The 15,409-nt window shown below is 41.1% G+C and carries 23 protein-coding genes; 11 read left to right on the top strand and 12 right to left on the bottom strand.

Annotated features, from left to right (window positions below; translation table 11 throughout):
• Positions 1-188: 188 nt before the first annotated feature.
• The 5 genes from ACTRXG_RS12035 to ACTRXG_RS12055 all read right to left on the bottom strand — a co-directional run bounded on the left by ACTRXG_RS12035 (position 189) and on the right by ACTRXG_RS12055 (position 2,256).
• Positions 189-584 carry a hypothetical protein gene (locus ACTRXG_RS12035; RefSeq protein WP_474285129.1) on the bottom strand — a complete coding sequence of 132 codons (396 nt, stop codon included), beginning with the start codon at positions 582-584 and terminating at the stop codon, positions 189-191.
• Entirely contained in the window at positions 559-1,044 is a 486-nt protein-coding gene (locus ACTRXG_RS12040; protein WP_474285130.1) for a hypothetical protein, read from the bottom strand. Before ACTRXG_RS12040 ends, ACTRXG_RS12035 begins: the two co-directional genes overlap by 26 nt.
• Positions 1,045-1,074: 30 nt before the next feature.
• Complete coding sequence (locus ACTRXG_RS12045) at positions 1,075-1,221, bottom strand: hypothetical protein (RefSeq protein ID WP_474285131.1); 147 nt, start codon at positions 1,219-1,221, stop codon at positions 1,075-1,077.
• Positions 1,222-1,443: 222 nt separating this feature from the next.
• On the bottom strand, positions 1,444-1,575 hold the full coding sequence (locus ACTRXG_RS12050; RefSeq protein ID WP_474285133.1) for a helix-turn-helix domain-containing protein: 132 nt from the start codon (positions 1,573-1,575) through the stop codon (positions 1,444-1,446).
• A 405-nt stretch (positions 1,576-1,980) separates the two neighbouring features.
• Complete coding sequence (locus tag ACTRXG_RS12055; protein ID WP_474285135.1) at positions 1,981-2,256, bottom strand: hypothetical protein; 276 nt, start codon at positions 2,254-2,256, stop codon at positions 1,981-1,983.
• A gap of 306 nt (positions 2,257-2,562) precedes the next feature.
• Here ACTRXG_RS12055 and ACTRXG_RS12060 point away from each other — a divergent pair, with 306 nt between their 5' ends.
• Positions 2,563-2,661: a DUF6007 family protein gene (locus ACTRXG_RS12060; RefSeq protein ID WP_474285257.1), complete on the top strand. Its 99-nt coding sequence runs from the start codon at positions 2,563-2,565 to the stop codon at positions 2,659-2,661.
• Positions 2,662-2,787: 126 nt separating this feature from the next.
• Complete coding sequence (fosM, locus tag ACTRXG_RS12065) at positions 2,788-3,210, top strand: FosM family fosfomycin resistance protein (RefSeq protein WP_474285259.1); 423 nt, start codon at positions 2,788-2,790, stop codon at positions 3,208-3,210.
• Between the two features lie 90 nt (positions 3,211-3,300).
• Here the strand turns inward: fosM and ACTRXG_RS12070 are convergent, their stop codons facing one another.
• A complete protein-coding gene (locus ACTRXG_RS12070) occupies positions 3,301-3,864 on the bottom strand; it encodes a hypothetical protein (protein ID WP_474285137.1) in 564 nt (187 codons plus the stop codon).
• 436 nt (positions 3,865-4,300) lie between these two features.
• Between ACTRXG_RS12070 and ACTRXG_RS12075 the strand changes: the two genes are divergently transcribed.
• Positions 4,301-4,495, top strand: a complete 195-nt coding sequence (locus ACTRXG_RS12075; RefSeq protein WP_474285139.1) for a hypothetical protein — start codon at positions 4,301-4,303, stop codon at positions 4,493-4,495.
• Positions 4,496-4,546: 51 nt separating this feature from the next.
• Here ACTRXG_RS12075 and ACTRXG_RS12080 read toward each other — a convergent pair whose 3' ends face one another.
• Complete coding sequence (locus ACTRXG_RS12080) at positions 4,547-5,371, bottom strand: DUF6920 family protein (protein ID WP_474285141.1); 825 nt, start codon at positions 5,369-5,371, stop codon at positions 4,547-4,549.
• Positions 5,372-5,631: 260 nt separating this feature from the next.
• On the opposite strand from ACTRXG_RS12080, the gene ACTRXG_RS12085 reads away from it, so the two are divergent.
• The 3 genes from ACTRXG_RS12085 (at position 5,632) to ACTRXG_RS12095 (ending at position 7,728) form a co-directional block, all read left to right on the top strand.
• Positions 5,632-5,883, top strand: a complete 252-nt coding sequence (locus ACTRXG_RS12085; protein WP_474285142.1) for a hypothetical protein — start codon at positions 5,632-5,634, stop codon at positions 5,881-5,883.
• A gap of 71 nt (positions 5,884-5,954) precedes the next feature.
• Positions 5,955-6,509 carry a TetR/AcrR family transcriptional regulator gene (locus ACTRXG_RS12090; protein WP_474285143.1) on the top strand — a complete coding sequence of 185 codons (555 nt, stop codon included), beginning with the start codon at positions 5,955-5,957 and terminating at the stop codon, positions 6,507-6,509.
• A gap of 94 nt (positions 6,510-6,603) precedes the next feature.
• Entirely contained in the window at positions 6,604-7,728 is a 1,125-nt protein-coding gene (locus ACTRXG_RS12095; protein WP_474285145.1) for an MFS transporter, read from the top strand.
• A 17-nt stretch (positions 7,729-7,745) separates the two neighbouring features.
• On the opposite strand, the gene ACTRXG_RS12100 is transcribed toward ACTRXG_RS12095, so the two are convergent.
• On the bottom strand, positions 7,746-8,303 hold the full coding sequence (locus tag ACTRXG_RS12100) for a hypothetical protein (RefSeq protein ID WP_474285147.1): 558 nt from the start codon (positions 8,301-8,303) through the stop codon (positions 7,746-7,748).
• Positions 8,300-8,893 carry a TetR/AcrR family transcriptional regulator gene (locus ACTRXG_RS12105; protein WP_474285148.1) on the bottom strand — a complete coding sequence of 198 codons (594 nt, stop codon included), beginning with the start codon at positions 8,891-8,893 and terminating at the stop codon, positions 8,300-8,302. The genes ACTRXG_RS12100 and ACTRXG_RS12105 overlap by 4 nt, the downstream gene beginning before the upstream one ends.
• Before the next feature lie 182 nt (positions 8,894-9,075).
• On the opposite strand from ACTRXG_RS12105, the gene ACTRXG_RS12110 reads away from it, so the two are divergent.
• The 3 genes from ACTRXG_RS12110 to ACTRXG_RS12120 all read left to right on the top strand — a co-directional run bounded on the left by ACTRXG_RS12110 (position 9,076) and on the right by ACTRXG_RS12120 (position 12,008).
• Positions 9,076-9,636 (top strand): sugar O-acetyltransferase, encoded by a 561-nt coding sequence (locus tag ACTRXG_RS12110; protein WP_474285150.1) that lies wholly within the window; start codon positions 9,076-9,078, stop codon positions 9,634-9,636.
• Between the two features lie 43 nt (positions 9,637-9,679).
• Positions 9,680-10,267 (top strand): type 1 glutamine amidotransferase family protein, encoded by a 588-nt coding sequence (locus tag ACTRXG_RS12115; protein ID WP_474285152.1) that lies wholly within the window; start codon positions 9,680-9,682, stop codon positions 10,265-10,267.
• 208 nt (positions 10,268-10,475) lie between these two features.
• The gene (locus ACTRXG_RS12120) at positions 10,476-12,008 is read left to right on the top strand and encodes a BCCT family transporter (RefSeq protein ID WP_474285153.1); all 1,533 of its coding nucleotides are present in this window, start codon (positions 10,476-10,478) and stop codon (positions 12,006-12,008) included.
• Positions 12,009-12,103: 95 nt separating this feature from the next.
• On the opposite strand, the gene ACTRXG_RS12125 is transcribed toward ACTRXG_RS12120, so the two are convergent.
• Positions 12,104-12,505 carry a VOC family protein gene (locus ACTRXG_RS12125; RefSeq protein ID WP_474285155.1) on the bottom strand — a complete coding sequence of 134 codons (402 nt, stop codon included), beginning with the start codon at positions 12,503-12,505 and terminating at the stop codon, positions 12,104-12,106.
• Positions 12,506-12,534: 29 nt separating this feature from the next.
• On the bottom strand, positions 12,535-13,200 hold the full coding sequence (locus ACTRXG_RS12130) for an HAD family hydrolase (protein ID WP_474285157.1): 666 nt from the start codon (positions 13,198-13,200) through the stop codon (positions 12,535-12,537).
• 143 nt (positions 13,201-13,343) lie between these two features.
• Here ACTRXG_RS12130 and ACTRXG_RS12135 point away from each other — a divergent pair, with 143 nt between their 5' ends.
• Positions 13,344-13,832: a hypothetical protein gene (locus tag ACTRXG_RS12135; protein WP_474285159.1), complete on the top strand. Its 489-nt coding sequence runs from the start codon at positions 13,344-13,346 to the stop codon at positions 13,830-13,832.
• Between the two features lie 43 nt (positions 13,833-13,875).
• Here ACTRXG_RS12135 and ACTRXG_RS12140 read toward each other — a convergent pair whose 3' ends face one another.
• The gene (locus ACTRXG_RS12140) at positions 13,876-14,397 is read right to left on the bottom strand and encodes a DinB family protein (protein ID WP_474285161.1); all 522 of its coding nucleotides are present in this window, start codon (positions 14,395-14,397) and stop codon (positions 13,876-13,878) included.
• Between the two features lie 106 nt (positions 14,398-14,503).
• Here ACTRXG_RS12140 and ACTRXG_RS12145 point away from each other — a divergent pair, with 106 nt between their 5' ends.
• On the top strand, positions 14,504-15,397 hold the full coding sequence (locus tag ACTRXG_RS12145; protein ID WP_474285163.1) for a PhzF family phenazine biosynthesis protein: 894 nt from the start codon (positions 14,504-14,506) through the stop codon (positions 15,395-15,397).
• Positions 15,398-15,409: the final 12 nt, after the last annotated feature.

The raw sequence follows: 15,409 nt of genomic DNA on the forward strand, positions 1-15,409 counted from the left end.
AAATGGGTTCATCTTATTGGTGAAAACCTGCTCTACCTTAATTGTGGTAAATTGCTCTCTCTAGTTTAGCGTTTACAGTTGCCCTTCGGGTTGGATTTAATAGAATGATGGAAGAACGAAATAATAAAGCAAAGAGCAACTGACTATAATAAGTCGGTTGCTCTTTTTACTAATAAAATGAAAAAATATTATTTGCTACTTTCATTAGAAACAAATTTTTGAACCTTATTTAACTTTCTTTGCCTTTCCTCTCTATAAATTTTTTCATCTAAAATCAATTCAATCGCTAGTCGCAGTTCATTAAATTTTTCAATACATTCTTTTTCACTGAGTTCATGGAGGCCATTACTTAAAATGCCATAAATTATACGATTTTGTACTAAAGCATCGGGTAAATAAGCTTCTAGAGATTTAATTTTTTCTCCTGTTGTTTTTTCTTCAAATTCTTTTTCATTCCAACTTTCTTTTTTATTATTTTCAAAAGTGGAATAAACTAGGTTTTCTAAAATTCTACGCAAGTACACAAATGAACCAATACCTATTTCATGCGAATGTAAATCAATGGCTTTTTTTAAAAAGATCAAAGTCCTCTCCTAGGCTCTTTTTATATTGTTTAATGTGTTTTGTATTTATATCTCTTATAGAGGGGTTTTGTCCTATTTTTTGCAATGTATTTTTACCTAATAAAAATATAAATGAGTAAACATGTAAATCATCACGACTACATGAGAAATTAACGGCTAAAGGGTAGCTGTAAATAAATCTAAATAAAACATTATAATCTGCAGTTGAGATTGGATAAGAAGGCAAGTAATTTTCATTACTTGTAAGGAATGATGATAATTGAGAAAGTGCTCTTCCTCCGCAACTGGCTCGTGAAAATTTAAAAGTGCTAGTTTGTTCACACTGGACACAATAAGTATCAAACTGATGTGTTCTTAAATTATCAAATTTATACATCTCTTTTTCGGGAATGACAGTCTTTTTATAAAGTGGAGATTCAATATATAATTCATTTAAAATATCAACATTATCTGTATTCATATAAACTCCTTTAAGGAATTAAATTAATTACTAGTAAAAAATTTTTCCATATTGATTTTTTTTATCTTCCTTATCTTCTTCTGCTTTCTCCCATTTTGAAGTAAAATCATCGAGCTTTTCTAGCAAAAACTCTTCTCTCTTTTTAGCAGCTAGTTGTTCCTCTTGTATTTTTAACATTTGATTTCTCAATTCCTCATTTTGATCTAAAAGTTCATTGTAGCTATCGAACATTTGTCGTAATAACGGAGGTGGAGAATCACTTTCGGCGGGTTTATCTTCTATGATAATTTCATCTGTTATTTGATCTAAGTATTCTTTAATTTGATCGTTCGTTTCATTGGCGTCTTTAAGTCTTGCGATAGCTTCAAAAATATTTAAGGCTTCCCTTTTGTATCTACGCTATCTGCCCTGGCCGACAGATGGAATGTAAGAATCAAATCGTTTTCTCCATTCATTTAAGGTACTACGTGATCTTCCCATATTATCTGCTATTTGTTGAAGCGTATAATGTTGCTTTTCAAAATCTTGCATGTAAATGCCCCCCTCTCATTGTTGTTTTTCCTCGTACTTTTATTATGACATTAAATAGCGTCTGTTGCTGTATGTCATTATATGTTTTTAAAAGTTTTTAGTACGTTGTCAATCATCGTCGTCATAACGTTGTGAAATTGCGAAACTCTTTGAAACGCTTTTAAATACTGATATAAAAGAAAAATAGCAATTAAATTAAAAAAGAAAGCTCTGAATATAGAGCTTTCTTTGAATATAGAGCTTTCTTTTAATCATCATCTAAGTCTAGAAAATTTGAAGCAAAATTATTAATTCATTCATTTTCTTGATACGTTTCTTGTTTAGATTCGTCTGAAGCCTTTACTGATTGTTCTTGATTTCCATACATTAAACTTGGATTTCTATAAAGCTGTAATGCGAATTTTCCTATGATGTTCTGAAGTTCTTCCGATTTTCTGATAGCTTTTCGTTCTTCCGTAGTTGCTTCTGAAGGAAGTTGAAATACGACTTTTTTTGTTTTCTTTCCAAACGTTCAATCTCTACCTGTTCATATACCATTTTAGCAATGACTTGGCTGAATTTCCTTCCATGTTTTCGATACATGATGGAAAGCTCATTTAAAATGTGTGGTTCTACATCATCCAGCACACGAAATTGAATTTTATCTTGGGGTTTTATTTCTCTTTTTTTATTTTCATCCATTTATCATCACCCAGTTGTTATAGCTTCATCGATACTAATACCTTTTTGTTTGCAGTACATGAGTAGGATCTTAAAATAAGCCCTGGCAATAAACCAAACGCCATCATTTAATGAAGCAAATTCCATTGGAAAATTAGCATCTTCACGGTTCAACTCTATCAAATATGGTTTTAATACTAGAGAGCCACCACCAATATTATAAGCTGCTCTTAGGTTTGGAACGTTTCTCCAAATGTCTTTAATATTTTTATATTCTTCCCGAGCTAAAGTATAAAGTTCTTGGTCTACTAACTCTTTAATGGGAGCATTGTAGTAAATTTATTCATTATTATTTTTGTTGGTATTGGATTATTTTATGTTAATCACACGCTTGTGGAAGCAGGAAAGCGTAGAAAAAGAAAATGAATTGAATAATTGAAGGAGTGCACAGTGAGGATTGGGTAAGCAGCAGTTTTCATCATGCAGATCTTTAAGTATGCAGCGCTTAGTTCTATAAAAAGAATTATCTAAACCAGGGTGGTTTTAACAATGTTGATTAAAGGATTGAATCACTTTTTATTTTCTGTGTCTGATTTAGATGCTTCTATTGATTTTTATCAAAAAGTGTTTGAAGCCAAATTACTCGTTAAAGGCAGAAGCACTGCCTACTTTGATTTAAATGGAATGTGGCTTGCCCTTAATCTGGAAGAACAGATTCCCCGTAACGAAATAGCAGAATCATATACCCACATTGCTTTTTCTATTGAAGAAGCAGATTTTTATAAAGCATATGATAGATTATCCGCATTAAATGTAAATATCCTGCCAGGCCGTTTCAGAGATGAGAAAGATAAAAAGTCGATTTATTTTACAGACCCAGACGGCCATAAATTTGAATTTCATACAGGTACTTTGGAAGAGAGGCTGAATTACTATAAACAAGACAAGAAGCATATGAGGTTTTTTGATTCATGAAGGTAAACAAAAATAAACTAGAAAATTATTAATATGATACCTAAGGCAACGCCGGCATTCACGCTTATGAAAAACAAACAAACGGATCAATTAGCGTTTGGATAATCGAAAATAATTAATGATGCCAATATTTTTTTGCTCCAAAAGCCCTGTTCTTTTCAGTTCCTTGATCGAAAAGCTGGTTTCCATCTGGAATAACCCGGCCGATGCAGCGACTTGTTTGATGGAATACTCAAACCATCCGTCCAGCACATAGTTGTGAAACCCGTTTTGATAGGTATATTCCCTTTGAATCGCAAGATAGATCTTTTTGGATGGGTAGCTGACCAGCTCCAATATTGAAGCCACCGAGTCATCCAGCCATTGGTATAAAGGAGTCTGATAGCCTTCTAAATCCATGATTTTCAGCCATTTTTTTCTCCAGAGTTTACGGGTTGCACGCTTGACTTGTCTTTTGGAATAGCCAGTCTGATCGGCAATAGTGGAAATGTGGCAGGCGAACCATTTATTGTTTACCAGTTCCCGGCGTGTGAGGGCTTCCTGGCAGCAGTAGTACATTGAATGATGAACGGCTGCTTCCCGGCGGCTGAGAGTTTGTTCGATTTTGTTGTATGTTTGTGATAATGAATTGTTGTTATGTTTTATCAAGGGCACGGTATCATTCCTTTTACTGACGGGTGCTTCTTGATGCCGGTTCGTGATGAAGGTCAAAAATTATATACTGGGACTAATTATAGAATATATTGCAATGTTTTTTAAGGGGCTAAGGCTTTTAACCTATACAATGTTTGGCGCTCTAATTATTATATATTTAAAAACGTACTTTTCTTTTTTCGTCATATGGACGGGAATTATAAATGTCTTTAAAAAATAGAAAAAATTTCTAATTATGATGATGCAGATCCAGCCTCCGAGGGTAAATTGTTTTCATCCCTAATGGTTATTTCTTAATCAAAAGACGGGCAAATGCTATAATGAATAAGAATAGAACATAACATCGCTGTTCCGCTGCTGGATTTCCTGGAATTTTCATAATGGATAAAACGAACCTGGCAAGGGTTCATTCTTTTCTATAGTTGGAGGTGTGTAATTGAAACAAACGATGAATACCGGGTCAGTCATTGGAGGAATTTTTCTCACAGCTGTTATTTTTTTCAATATCTATTTAATGATTGTTCAAAACTCTTTCATTTCCAATCTATTATCAGCGGCTGCTATTGTTTTACTTCTCATCATCGTCATCCCGTTTTGTGTGCTTATGGTAAAGCATTTCTTTAAATCGTGAATACAAAAGGGCTGTCTCTGTGTGTATAAAGAGACAGCCCTTTGGTTATGGTTATTCATTAAATTTTATCTCTTTCACCTTTACTTTGTACCACGTGAATCTTTTTTCCTCTAACATCCATGAAACAGTTAATGTTGTAGGAATCTCAATCCCTTCAACAGTGGAATTTTCTACAACCTCTCCGACACATTCCAGAGGCTGTGCATTTTTACTACTGTCCTTGTATCGCAGAGCGCTAATTTTTTCTACACTTCCGTCAGCGCTAAACTCATAAGTGGCGGAACCCGAAACGCCGTTATAATCCATCGTGGCTTCGGCAGAAAACTCATCGATCTGTTTCCATTGAATGTAAGGGCTGAGCGCAGCGGAAGGATACCAGGGCAGCTCAAGCAAATACCTTTGCAGTGTAGATTGATTTATTTTTTCATTATCAGCGATATTCACGATTGGAATAAGCGAAGCTATTTTAATTGTCATGTGCCCTTTGCCATTCGTAAAAAGATCTCTTCCGACTACATTGATGAAGGGAAGCATTTTTATTTCCGCCTTCCAGAGAAACGCTGGTTCATTGACTGTGATGTATTGTTCCGCAATTGATTGGTACCACTTTTTCTGGGAAGGCTTCAATTTCATTAATCCCGTTTGTTTTAATCGTATCGACTGTATTTCATGTTTCCCCACCATGCCGATCTTTGTGAGCCACCTAGCTACAGGGAGGGGGAGAGCGTCGATTCTTTGCTGTGTTACAGGCATAGCTGGATCATTTTCGCTGGCCGCGGGCAGAGAAGCAATTTCTTTATTTGTAAGATAGTTAAAATGCCACTTTCCGAGAATTAACATAATAATGAAAAGCACAATAAAAGGAAGAAACTTCATCAGATGCACCTCCAGATTACGGGACTCATTTCCTGTGCGTATTACTATACCGAAAAGCATACTGATCGTCCGTTATTCGTAGTTGTAATACCAATATTTTCTTATAATACTCTCATTAAAAGACGAAGGCTCCATTTAATAATAAAAACACGAAAAGGAAAAAATTCTTATATTTTACTTTCTGAAAATTTCTTTAACTTACATTTGAAAGGGTAAAGTATAATTGAATTATAAAATACTATTCGAAAAGGGGTAGCGATATGGAATATCGGGAGTTTTTAGAAGAAATTGTCGGTATTATCTGGGGCGGGGATGCTGAAAATATTTCCGAAGGTGAAGAAGATTACAAGAGCGCTTATAATGACAAGGTACTGGATTTAATGAAGGAAGGAAAAACAGAACAGGAAGCGAAAAGCATGGTCATTGCCGAAATTCGTGACGATTACAAAGAATATAATATAGATGAGTTTTTAAATGAAACGGCAGAAAAAATTAGAAAGAAAAAACAATAAAGTAACATTCCGCGGTAGAATATGTTAGTATTTATTATAATGAACGTTCAATAAACAAAAGGAGGGCATCTATGAAAGCTGCATCGAAAAAAGAGGTTATATTGAACACCGCGGAAGATCTCTTTTATCAGCACGGGTTTCATGCTGTCGGGGTCAAAAGTATATTGAATGAAGTCGGAGTGGCGCCGATGACGATGTATTATCATTTTAAGTCTAAAGAAGTGCTGATTATAGAAATATTGAAGCGCAGGGAAATACGGTATTTTGACTTTATGAAAGAGAAAACGGGTGGAGCAAATAGTTTTACTCTGTACGTAGAATCACTTATCCGGGCCCACGTGGACTGGATGAAAACGGACGGCTTTAATGGATGTCTGTTTTTAAGAGCAAAGCAGGAATATGAGGGAGTCAACGAAGAGATTACTGCTATGAGTAAGGACCATAAAACCAATTTATTAAATAAAATTGAGCGTGACATCAAACCTTTTAATAATTCCAAAACGCTAGGAATGAAGCTGTTCATGATACTGGAAGGAATTACGTCCATGGCTCAAATTCTGGAGATGGAAGAAATAGAAAAATCGGCATTCGATTTGGCGGAAAACATGCAGACGGCCCACGAATAAACATGATAAAAGAGCATCGTTATTAATACTGATGGCTCTTCTTTTTTTACCGTTTATTGAATGAACGATCAATAAATAAGAAGGGGCGAATAACATGAATGCGAATAAATTAATCCTTGCCGGCCTACCGATGATTGCGGTGACCTACGGGCTGTCCCGTTTCAGCTACGGACTGATGCTTCCCTATATTAATGAAGCAATCAATATGACCCAATCCACGAGTGGAATCATTTCTTCTATGTCCTATGTGGCGTACTGTATAGCGATAGTAGCAGCGATGATGTTTTCCGGGAAGGTGACTTCGAGGCTGATGCTGGTGGCAGCGGGACTGTTGTCGATCATTGGCCTTGGCGTTATCTCCGTTTCTTTGACTCCGATCGGGCTTGGGGCGGGGATATTTTTAGCAGGGATGAGTACGGGCTTATCGTCCCCGCCATATGCCAGTATTGTAAATACGACGGTAGAAGCCAGGGAGCAGAACCAGGCGAATGCCTGGATCAATTCCGGTACAAGCATTGGAACGGCATTCACCGGTGCCATCGCGATTATGATGGTGGACAGCTGGAGGGAGACGTATATGATCTTTATGGTTATCGCCGTAATCGTGCTGGCTGCCAACTACAAAGTACTCCCTCACGAGCCGGCAATTGAAAAAAACAGATCAGCTGGCTTTGTGAAGCAGGAGTGGAAGCAGTCTGTCCAGCTGATCGTGGCCTCGCTGCTTCTGGGCATCTCTTCTGCGGCATACTGGACCTTTTCGAGAGATTTTATTGTAAATTTGGAGGGCGTACCTGGCTACCTCGGAGACTGGCTCTGGGTAATCATCGGTTTGTCAGGTTTATTGGGCGGTACCGCCGGCATCTTTATTAACCGGTTTGGCATTGGGAACGCCTTCAGGCTTTCAGTAGTAACGCTGTCCACTGCGTCCCTGCTTCTCGGAAGCTGGCCCGGCAGTCCCGTGGTTGGGTTTTTGTCCCCGTTTCTGTTTGGGAGTTCGTATGTTTTCATTACCGGGGTCCTAATTGTGTGGGGCGTTTCAGTATTCCGGACGAATCCCTCCATTGGGCTGGGGCTGCCGTTTTTAATGCTTGCCCTGGGGCAGGCGGCAGGATCCATTTTTTCCGGAATCGTCGCTGGTGCGTTTGGTTATCATACAATGTTTCTCGCCGCTTCTGTAGTAGGTTATGCGACGATCATATTCAAATATCAATCGCAATAAAGATGTTCCCGGGCGTGTTACTCTTGAATTTCTTCTTTATATTTCGCCTCGCGCGGCCATATAAAGTACGTAATGGAGATAACTAAATCGATCACTACGATGAGAGACCATAATTTAATCGTGCCGCTCAATGCTTCAGTTCTGTCTGCGTTATTAACGACAAAAATAACGGCCCACAGCATCCCTGTTCCCAGAGCATAGGCCAATACGTGTTTGACCCAGTCCTTAAAGTATTTCCGGGAGTAGGCATAGCCGTAGAGCCTGGACGGCTTGTTGCCCTGCCTCATAATATAATACCTGAACCGTTCGTCGGCCCAGCGGATCATCTGCTTTCCAAAAACAATGGATACCGCAATATAAATGGCAGCAATGGCATGAGCTGTGGTAGCTATTGCCCCGCCCATAAGATCCACGGAGGCCGCAACCAGCAGCACCAGGTCCAGGACGGGAGTTAAGGCGAGAAAGAATAACCCGAGTCTGGGCATTTGAAACACGTAACGAATAATTAACCCGGCGGCAATAACCAACCAGAAGGCTATTTCGATCCCAATAATCAGCAGCAGTATGAAATTCATCTATGCTCCTCCTTAAGCCAGGAATGGACTTCGTCACGAATCAGTTTAATAATATTATTATTATCTATGCGGTCAGGGGTTAACCATTTATGCAGGGCCAGGCCGTCAACGAGGGCGTGAGCACGCATGGTAGTGAGCTCGACAGGGAGGTCCTCCTGCAGCATTTGTTTTTCGTTTAAGTACTGTAAGGTTTTTTGAATGAGCATTCGTATCTCATCTCCCATGAAATTCGTCCCTGCTGCATGGATTTCGTACTGAAACGCCATCCATACCTCCATATCCGCATAGCGGTCATCATCCAAAGGGAGGACCGCGAGTATCGCATGAATGACCCGTTCCTTTTCGGTGACATTTTCCTGCCCGAAAATCTCCTGAATTCTTTGGGCAACTTTATGATTCACTTTTTTCATGACTGCATCGAGCAGCGAGCTGTGGGTAGGATAGTAGTAGCGGATCTGCCCCGGCGTCATGTCAGCGAGCTCTGCGATATTTCTTACCGTCGCGCCTTTCGCCCCGCTGTTCACAATGGACTGCCATGCATATTCAATAATCTGCTCTTTTTTCTTTTCGTGGTCAATGAGTTTTGGCATAGTACACCCCGGTATTTAGAAAGTAATGTAAGTATACCATCTTTTTAACACAGACGTATTAAAAAGAAAAGAAATTTCTGGAACATTCCGTAAAACAAATATCCCAGATTAAACGAACAGTGGTATAGTGGGCGTATAGAAGTGTTCAAGGCTTAAGAGGCGAAAACAAAAGAGGTGTCCGAATGCAAAGTGAAAAGCAAAAAATGATGAATGGAGAGCTGTTTTTACCGCACGACCCTGAACTTGCAGCGGAGCGGCTGCAGGCGAAGCTGCTGCTTGAAGAGTATAACTCCACCAGTGTCCGGGAGAAAGAAAGAAGTAATCAGCTGCTACAGGAAATCGTAGGAACAATGGGGGAAGAAGCCCGGATTAGTGCGCCGTTCTGGTGTGACTATGGCTATAATATTCATCTTGGCGCCCGTTTTTTCGCCAATTTCAACTGCGTTATGCTCGATGAGGCGCCAATTACGTTCGGTGACGGAGTGATGCTGGGGCCGGGCGTGCACATATATACCGTAAATCATCCGATGGAGGAAGCCTCCCGCGCGACGCTCCAGGAATACGGAACGCCTGTGACGATCGGACATAATGTATGGATCGGGGGAGGAGCCATCATTAATCCCGGCGTTCGCATTGAAGACGGCGCAGTTATCGCTTCGGGAGCAGTTGTTACCAAAGACGTTTCTGCCCGCACGCTTGTGGGCGGAAACCCGGCACGTCTTATTAGGCGTTTGGAGCAATGAATCTTTCCGGCAATTAAGTGAATTAATTTTAGGGGGGTTTACTTTGAAACGAGCATTGTTTCTGCTTTTAGATGAGTATGCTGACTGGGAAGCCGCTTATCTGTCGGCCACATTGAATGAGGGTAAGGAGTGGGCAGTTAGTACAATTTCTCTGCATGACCAGGTTACATCTATCGGAGGCTTTAAAACAGCGGTGGATTATAAAATCAACAACCATCCGGATTTCGATTTGCTCGTATTAATAGGCGGCAACAAATGGGACGTTGAAAGCGACGATATTTTTAATTTAATGGATGAAGCGATCACTAAAAATACTCCGGTCGGTGCCATATGCGGAGCGGTAGATTATTTAGCAAGGAATGGATTTTTAAATCATTTCAGCCATACCGGCAATTCGGCTTACTTCTGGCAGGACTACGAAAACTATCATCCGGATGCAGAGTTTATGGAAGAGCAGGCTGTTAAAGATAAAAACCTGGTAACTGCGAATGGCACAGCCCCTATAGAGTTCACTGAACTGGTTTTGCACATGATTAATTTTGACACAGCGGAAGAAATTGAAAAGACAATGTATATGTACCGCTACGGCTATTACGAATACACTGAAAAATACGGAAGCCCATTTTTATAAATGGAAATTAAGGAAAAAAATACAAAAATGGTAAGTATCCAGATTTGCTAACTTTCAGCGGTTTTTGATTTGTCGATTAGATCTGCAGATATAAGGCGGGTTTACACAGCAATTGCGGCGGGTATCACTTATTTAGCTTTAAACGATAGGTGTCCGGAGCGATCAGTTCCGGATCTCAGCCGCTGTTTAAAAAGGAAGGAGCCCCGCCGTGGATAATCAAAAACCAAGAGTGGGCTTTGTATTTTACGGAGCCCTGGTAATACTGCTTATTATGGCGGTTGTCGGAGTCGCAATTCCACAATCGTTTTTTAACGCAAGCTCTGCAGTAAGATCATTTGTATCGACTCATTTTGGATGGTATTATCTTTTACTTGTGTCAGCATTTGTACTATTATGTGTTTACTTTATTTTCAGCAGGTATGGAAATATCCGTCTTGGGAGGCCGGAGGACCGGCCGGAATACAGCTATCCGACCTGGTTTGCGATGCTGTTCAGCTCGGGGATGGGAGTAGGACTAGTGTTTTGGAGCGGGGCGGAGACAGTATCCCACTATGCAACGAGCGCCCCGGAAGCAGAGGTCGGAACGGACCAGGCCCTTGTCGATTCCATGCGCTACATGTTCCTGCACTGGGGGATACACCCGTGGGCTATCTACGGTGTTACCGGGATCTGTTTTGCCTACTTTAAATTCCGTCGGGGCGCCCGGGGCATGGTAAGCGCCATGCTCAGCCCGATTATGAACGAAAAAGGCATCGGTGGAAAAGTGGTGGATATTATTGCCCTGATTACTACAGTATCGGGGATTGCTACCGTCCTCGGGCTCGGCGTGACCCAGGTTTCCGGCGGTATGTCCTACTTATTTGGCACACCGAATAATTACACGATGCAGCTGATTGTGATTGTCGTTATTACTGCCATGTTTTTAGTATCGGCGTATACCGGCTTAAATAAAGGAATTAAGTCCTTAAGTAATGCAAACATCTATTTAACAATCATTCTGTTTATTTTAATGCTTTTTATCGGTCCAACGTTATTTTCCATGAATTTGTTCACGAATACACTTGGTACGTATATACAGACGCTTCCACAAATGAGCTTTCGGATCGCTCCGACATCTGAAAGTACAAGAGAGTGGATTAATGCGTGGACCATCTTCTACTGGGCCTGGTGGATCTCATGGACGCCTTTTATAGGAATATTTATTGCCCGTGTGTCGAGAGGGCGCACCCTGAAGGAATTCACTATCGGCGTCATTCTGGTGCCGTCAATTGTCAGCTTTATCTGGTTCTCGCTGTTTGGCGGAGCCACATTGAACGTACAAAGCACCGGCATGGCAGATATTGCTTCACTGGCTCCTGAAGAAGCGATTTTTGGCGTGTTTGATCAATACCCGCTCAGCACAGTCATGTCCGTCATTGCACTACTGCTAATTGTTTCATTCTTTATTACTTCAGCAGACTCTGCCACCTTTGTGCTTGGTATGCAGACCTCCAACGGAGCAATGAATCCTTCGGCTGTAGTGAAGTTCATCTGGGGACTCATGCTTTCTGCTACAGCGGCCGTGCTGCTGTATTCCGGAGGGATCGATGCGCTGCAGAACGTCATGATTATATCGGCGCTCCCGTTTTCTCTCGTAATGATACTGATGGTGTACTCGCTGTTTAAAGCACTCCGGGAGGAAAAAGATATTGAAACAAAGGGTAAAAGTAAAAATGCTGATAAACCGGATAAAGCTTCCTGAACTGGTTTGGAGAACTCCTGATAAAATCGGGAGTTCTTTTTTTATGGAAAGCTATTTTACAGGTGAAGTCCGAAATCCTTTATTGTCGGTGAGATTCAGCTTCCTGCTGGAGCCACGAGTTCTACTTTAATACGGTCTGGATCTTCAAAATAGAGGGCGTAGTGATCGTTTCCTCCGGCAAAGGGATGCAGATCTTCATAAAGAATAGGGATATCCGCTGCCCGCAGCTTTTTGGTCATTTGATCCACATGCGATTTCGACCGGGCATGAAAAGCAATATGGTTCAATCCTGTCCGGCGCCGGTGATAAGAAACATCCAGAAAACGAGCCTCCGTCTGAACAAATACGATGTAGGAGAAATCCAATTTAAAGCTGATCCCCTCCGGCCATTGCTGAAAGACGTGATAGCCAAGGTCTTCCAGCAGCCACTGCCAAAAGGCCTTCGATTGTTCGAGGTCAGATACATAAAGCTCAATATGATGAATGTGCCCGTACATAGAAAAATCTCCTTTATTCATTTATTTTTTTATGGTTCATTTCCGGACAAGCTCTCGATTATACGGGGAATCTCCTCTAAGCAATCTGTACTGGCGTGAGCACTGGAAGAAGTGGCCGTCGTTTTGTGAATCGTAAGCATACCCAATTCTTTAGCGGGGAAAATATCCGCTTCGGGATGATCTCCGATAAAAACTGTGTTCACAGCCCGAACTTGAAAATAATCCAGCGCATATTGGAATATTTGCAGCTCGGGTTTGCGCATACCCAGCTGATCTGAGATTATGATGAGTTCCATATATTGTTCAATGGCTAAGGAAGTTATCTTGTGACGCTGGTAAAAATCACGGCCGTTCGTAATAATTCCTAATTTATAATTTTCTTTATGTAAAGCTGCAAGCATATTGTGTAGTCCTGGGAAACCTTCGCTGAATTCTGGGAAGCGTTCATTTAAATGCTGTAATAACTCCCCGATAAGCCCCTCCGGAAAACCATATTTATGCCCGATTTCCTGATAAACGGCAGTTTTAGGCAACAGCTGATTATTCAGCGATATAAAGATATTTTGAAATGTTTCCAAGTCTGCATAACGATGCAATGCAAATTGAGCATGCTGATATTCAGAAAAAACCGTCAGAGTCTTCTGTTTGTCGAGCAGGGTTTGGTCTAAATCAAATAAAACAACTTTAGTGGCCAAAGGAAAGCCTCCAATAAATTCAATTTTTCTGAATAACAGACAAACAATCCTCTCTTTTCCTATTTATTGTAAAAAAGTATCATAGAGAGAAGATAAAGTAAAATGAACATCTGAAAACATCTTTCCCCGGGGGAGGAACATACATGAAGTCTTGGAAAAGTTTTCTGTTGCTTGCGGTATTGCTTTCTGCAGGATGTTCGGCAGAGCAGGAGGACACAAGCGGAGAAATACCTCCTTCTGCTCCGGATGCAATGGTTGTTGCTGGTGATCAGGAATATAATATGCACTTTGTTAAAAGTACATGGAACATCGAACTACCGGAAGAAAAGCAGCAGACAATCCAAACTGATGGTACGGGGCTTCAAGTCGTCGCTGACGATCCTCCAGGAGTAGAAGCCGAAGGCGGAGACTCGGTGGAGATCCGTTTTGAGAACAACTGGAGCCCGGACCAAATCGTTGGATGGTGGCGGCGCGGAGAAGAACGGGGAAAAGGTCAAACGCTTGAAGACAAAACGTCTTTGGAACTACCGGAAAAGGCTGGAACGTATATATATGAAATGGGCACACAATGGTCTGACTCAGATTATCAGGGAGAGGTCACGTACGCGGTTCGAGTAAAAGTTCTCAAATGAAAAGCAATATATCAAACTGAACAAAATAGCAATGGGCTGTTATTCAGGATAACTGGGCGTACCATTGCCGCAATAGGTTGATATTTGCCTGATGGTACCGGCTGTGATCGGCCATGTGCCAGATTCCCCAGCGTGTTGTAGCTTGTTTTTCGTTTTCATGGCCAAATGAAACAATAGCAGTTAAATCCTGATCAGTCAGCTGGGCGCAGGCATCGGCCAGTTCATTGATTACTTGTTCGTAATGAGATAAAAGCTTCTGCAGGGAATAACCCTGCACAAGAGGGAGATGGCCATGTATATCCCGGGCCGGGCCATAGGATTTTTCCAGATATAGTGGAAAATCTTCGCCTTTGATTCGGTATACCCAATGAACATCCACGTATGTAAGGTGATTGATAAGCTGGGCGGTTCTATTGAATCTGCCGGATGGCCCTTTATATTCCAGTTCGTCCTGGGTCATCCCTCTAGTGATGGATATTAACCGTTGGTTATTTTCTTTTACCGTACTGTACAGCATTCCCACTATAGGAGTCATACGTTTTTCGCCGGATAAATCAAAGACCATGAAATCTACCTCCTTAGCCTTGAATTTAAAAAAGCAATATTATCAGTTTCAAGGGACGGTATTTTCTTTATGATGCTATTAATTTTAACAGACGGGGAGGCAGAAAATGAAGAAACTTCGGGTCCACCACTATGATGCTTTCAGTGAAATTCCGCATAAAGGGAATCCAGCAGGCGTTGTTTTTGACGGAGATAACATGACAGAAAAAGAAATGCAGGCGGTGGCGTATCAGGTTGGGTTTAACGAAACGGCCTTTGTATTATCTTCCGAATCAGCAGATATACGTCTGCGCTTTTTTACACCGGGCCACGAAATGAATTTGTGCGGCCACGCTACGATGGCTTCGGTTTATGCATTAAAAAGAAAAGGGATGCTTGGTAATAAAGAACGTATCACGGTGGAGACGAATGCTGGAATTGTAACCGTCACAACACAAACGTCTGCCCATCAACAGCGCACAATGACGATGACCCAGGCGCCGCCAAAGTTGGAAATGTTTCATAGTTCCCGGGCTTCTCTGGCCGCTTCGATAGGATTACAGGAAAATGATATTCAAGCTGATATACCTATCGTATATGGAAATACTGGAACTTGGACGCTGCTGGTGCCGATCGCTAATTTAAAAAGCTTTGAAAAAATGAGACCTGATAATTCAGCATTTCCATCGGTTCTCACAAAAATGCCGAAAGCATCCATTCATCCGTTTTGCCTGGAAACTTATGATAAAGCGGCGGATATGCATGCGAGGCACTTTTCCTCCCCGTACTCGGGAACCGTGGAAGACCCTGTCACAGGAACAGCCTCCGGAGTTATGGGAGCTTATTGGGCGGCGTATATTGATGAGCACTTTCAATCGCCTCTACAGCTTATCGTAGAGCAGGGACAGGAAATGAATAAAGATGGAAGGGTTCACGTGCAGGTCGTAAAACATCAGGATAAGATTGATGTGAGTATTTCCGGCCATGCAGTGTATGTGACCAGCTTCGACGTAACTCTATAAGGGAAGCTTCTT

The organism is Marinococcus sp. LNSP9103-4 (assembly GCF_056034345.1).

Excerpts from the sequence above, each read along its gene's own strand:
- ACTRXG_RS12040 (WP_474285130.1), bottom strand. The coding sequence starts at position 1,044 with ATGAATACAGATAATGTTGATATTTTAAATGAATTATATATTGAATCT.
- ACTRXG_RS12050 (WP_474285133.1), bottom strand. The coding sequence starts at position 1,575 with ATGCAAGATTTTGAAAAGCAACATTATACGCTTCAACAAATAGCAGAT.
- ACTRXG_RS12135 (WP_474285159.1), top strand. The coding sequence starts at position 13,344 with ATGAAGTCTTGGAAAAGTTTTCTGTTGCTTGCGGTATTGCTTTCTGCA.
- ACTRXG_RS12090 (WP_474285143.1), top strand. The coding sequence starts at position 5,955 with ATGAAAGCTGCATCGAAAAAAGAGGTTATATTGAACACCGCGGAAGAT.
- ACTRXG_RS12080 (WP_474285141.1), bottom strand. The coding sequence starts at position 5,371 with ATGAAGTTTCTTCCTTTTATTGTGCTTTTCATTATTATGTTAATTCTC.
- ACTRXG_RS12125 (WP_474285155.1), bottom strand. The coding sequence starts at position 12,505 with ATGTACGGGCACATTCATCATATTGAGCTTTATGTATCTGACCTCGAA.
- ACTRXG_RS12110 (WP_474285150.1), top strand. The coding sequence starts at position 9,076 with ATGCAAAGTGAAAAGCAAAAAATGATGAATGGAGAGCTGTTTTTACCG.
- ACTRXG_RS12100 (WP_474285147.1), bottom strand. The coding sequence starts at position 8,303 with ATGAATTTCATACTGCTGCTGATTATTGGGATCGAAATAGCCTTCTGG.
- ACTRXG_RS12145 (WP_474285163.1), top strand. The coding sequence starts at position 14,504 with ATGAAGAAACTTCGGGTCCACCACTATGATGCTTTCAGTGAAATTCCG.
- ACTRXG_RS12055 (WP_474285135.1), bottom strand. The coding sequence starts at position 2,256 with ATGGATGAAAATAAAAAAAGAGAAATAAAACCCCAAGATAAAATTCAA.
- ACTRXG_RS12085 (WP_474285142.1), top strand. The coding sequence starts at position 5,632 with ATGGAATATCGGGAGTTTTTAGAAGAAATTGTCGGTATTATCTGGGGC.
- ACTRXG_RS12095 (WP_474285145.1), top strand. The coding sequence starts at position 6,604 with ATGAATGCGAATAAATTAATCCTTGCCGGCCTACCGATGATTGCGGTG.
- ACTRXG_RS12140 (WP_474285161.1), bottom strand. The coding sequence starts at position 14,397 with ATGGTCTTTGATTTATCCGGCGAAAAACGTATGACTCCTATAGTGGGA.
- ACTRXG_RS12045 (WP_474285131.1), bottom strand. The coding sequence starts at position 1,221 with ATGTTAAAAATACAAGAGGAACAACTAGCTGCTAAAAAGAGAGAAGAG.
- ACTRXG_RS12105 (WP_474285148.1), bottom strand. The coding sequence starts at position 8,893 with ATGCCAAAACTCATTGACCACGAAAAGAAAAAAGAGCAGATTATTGAA.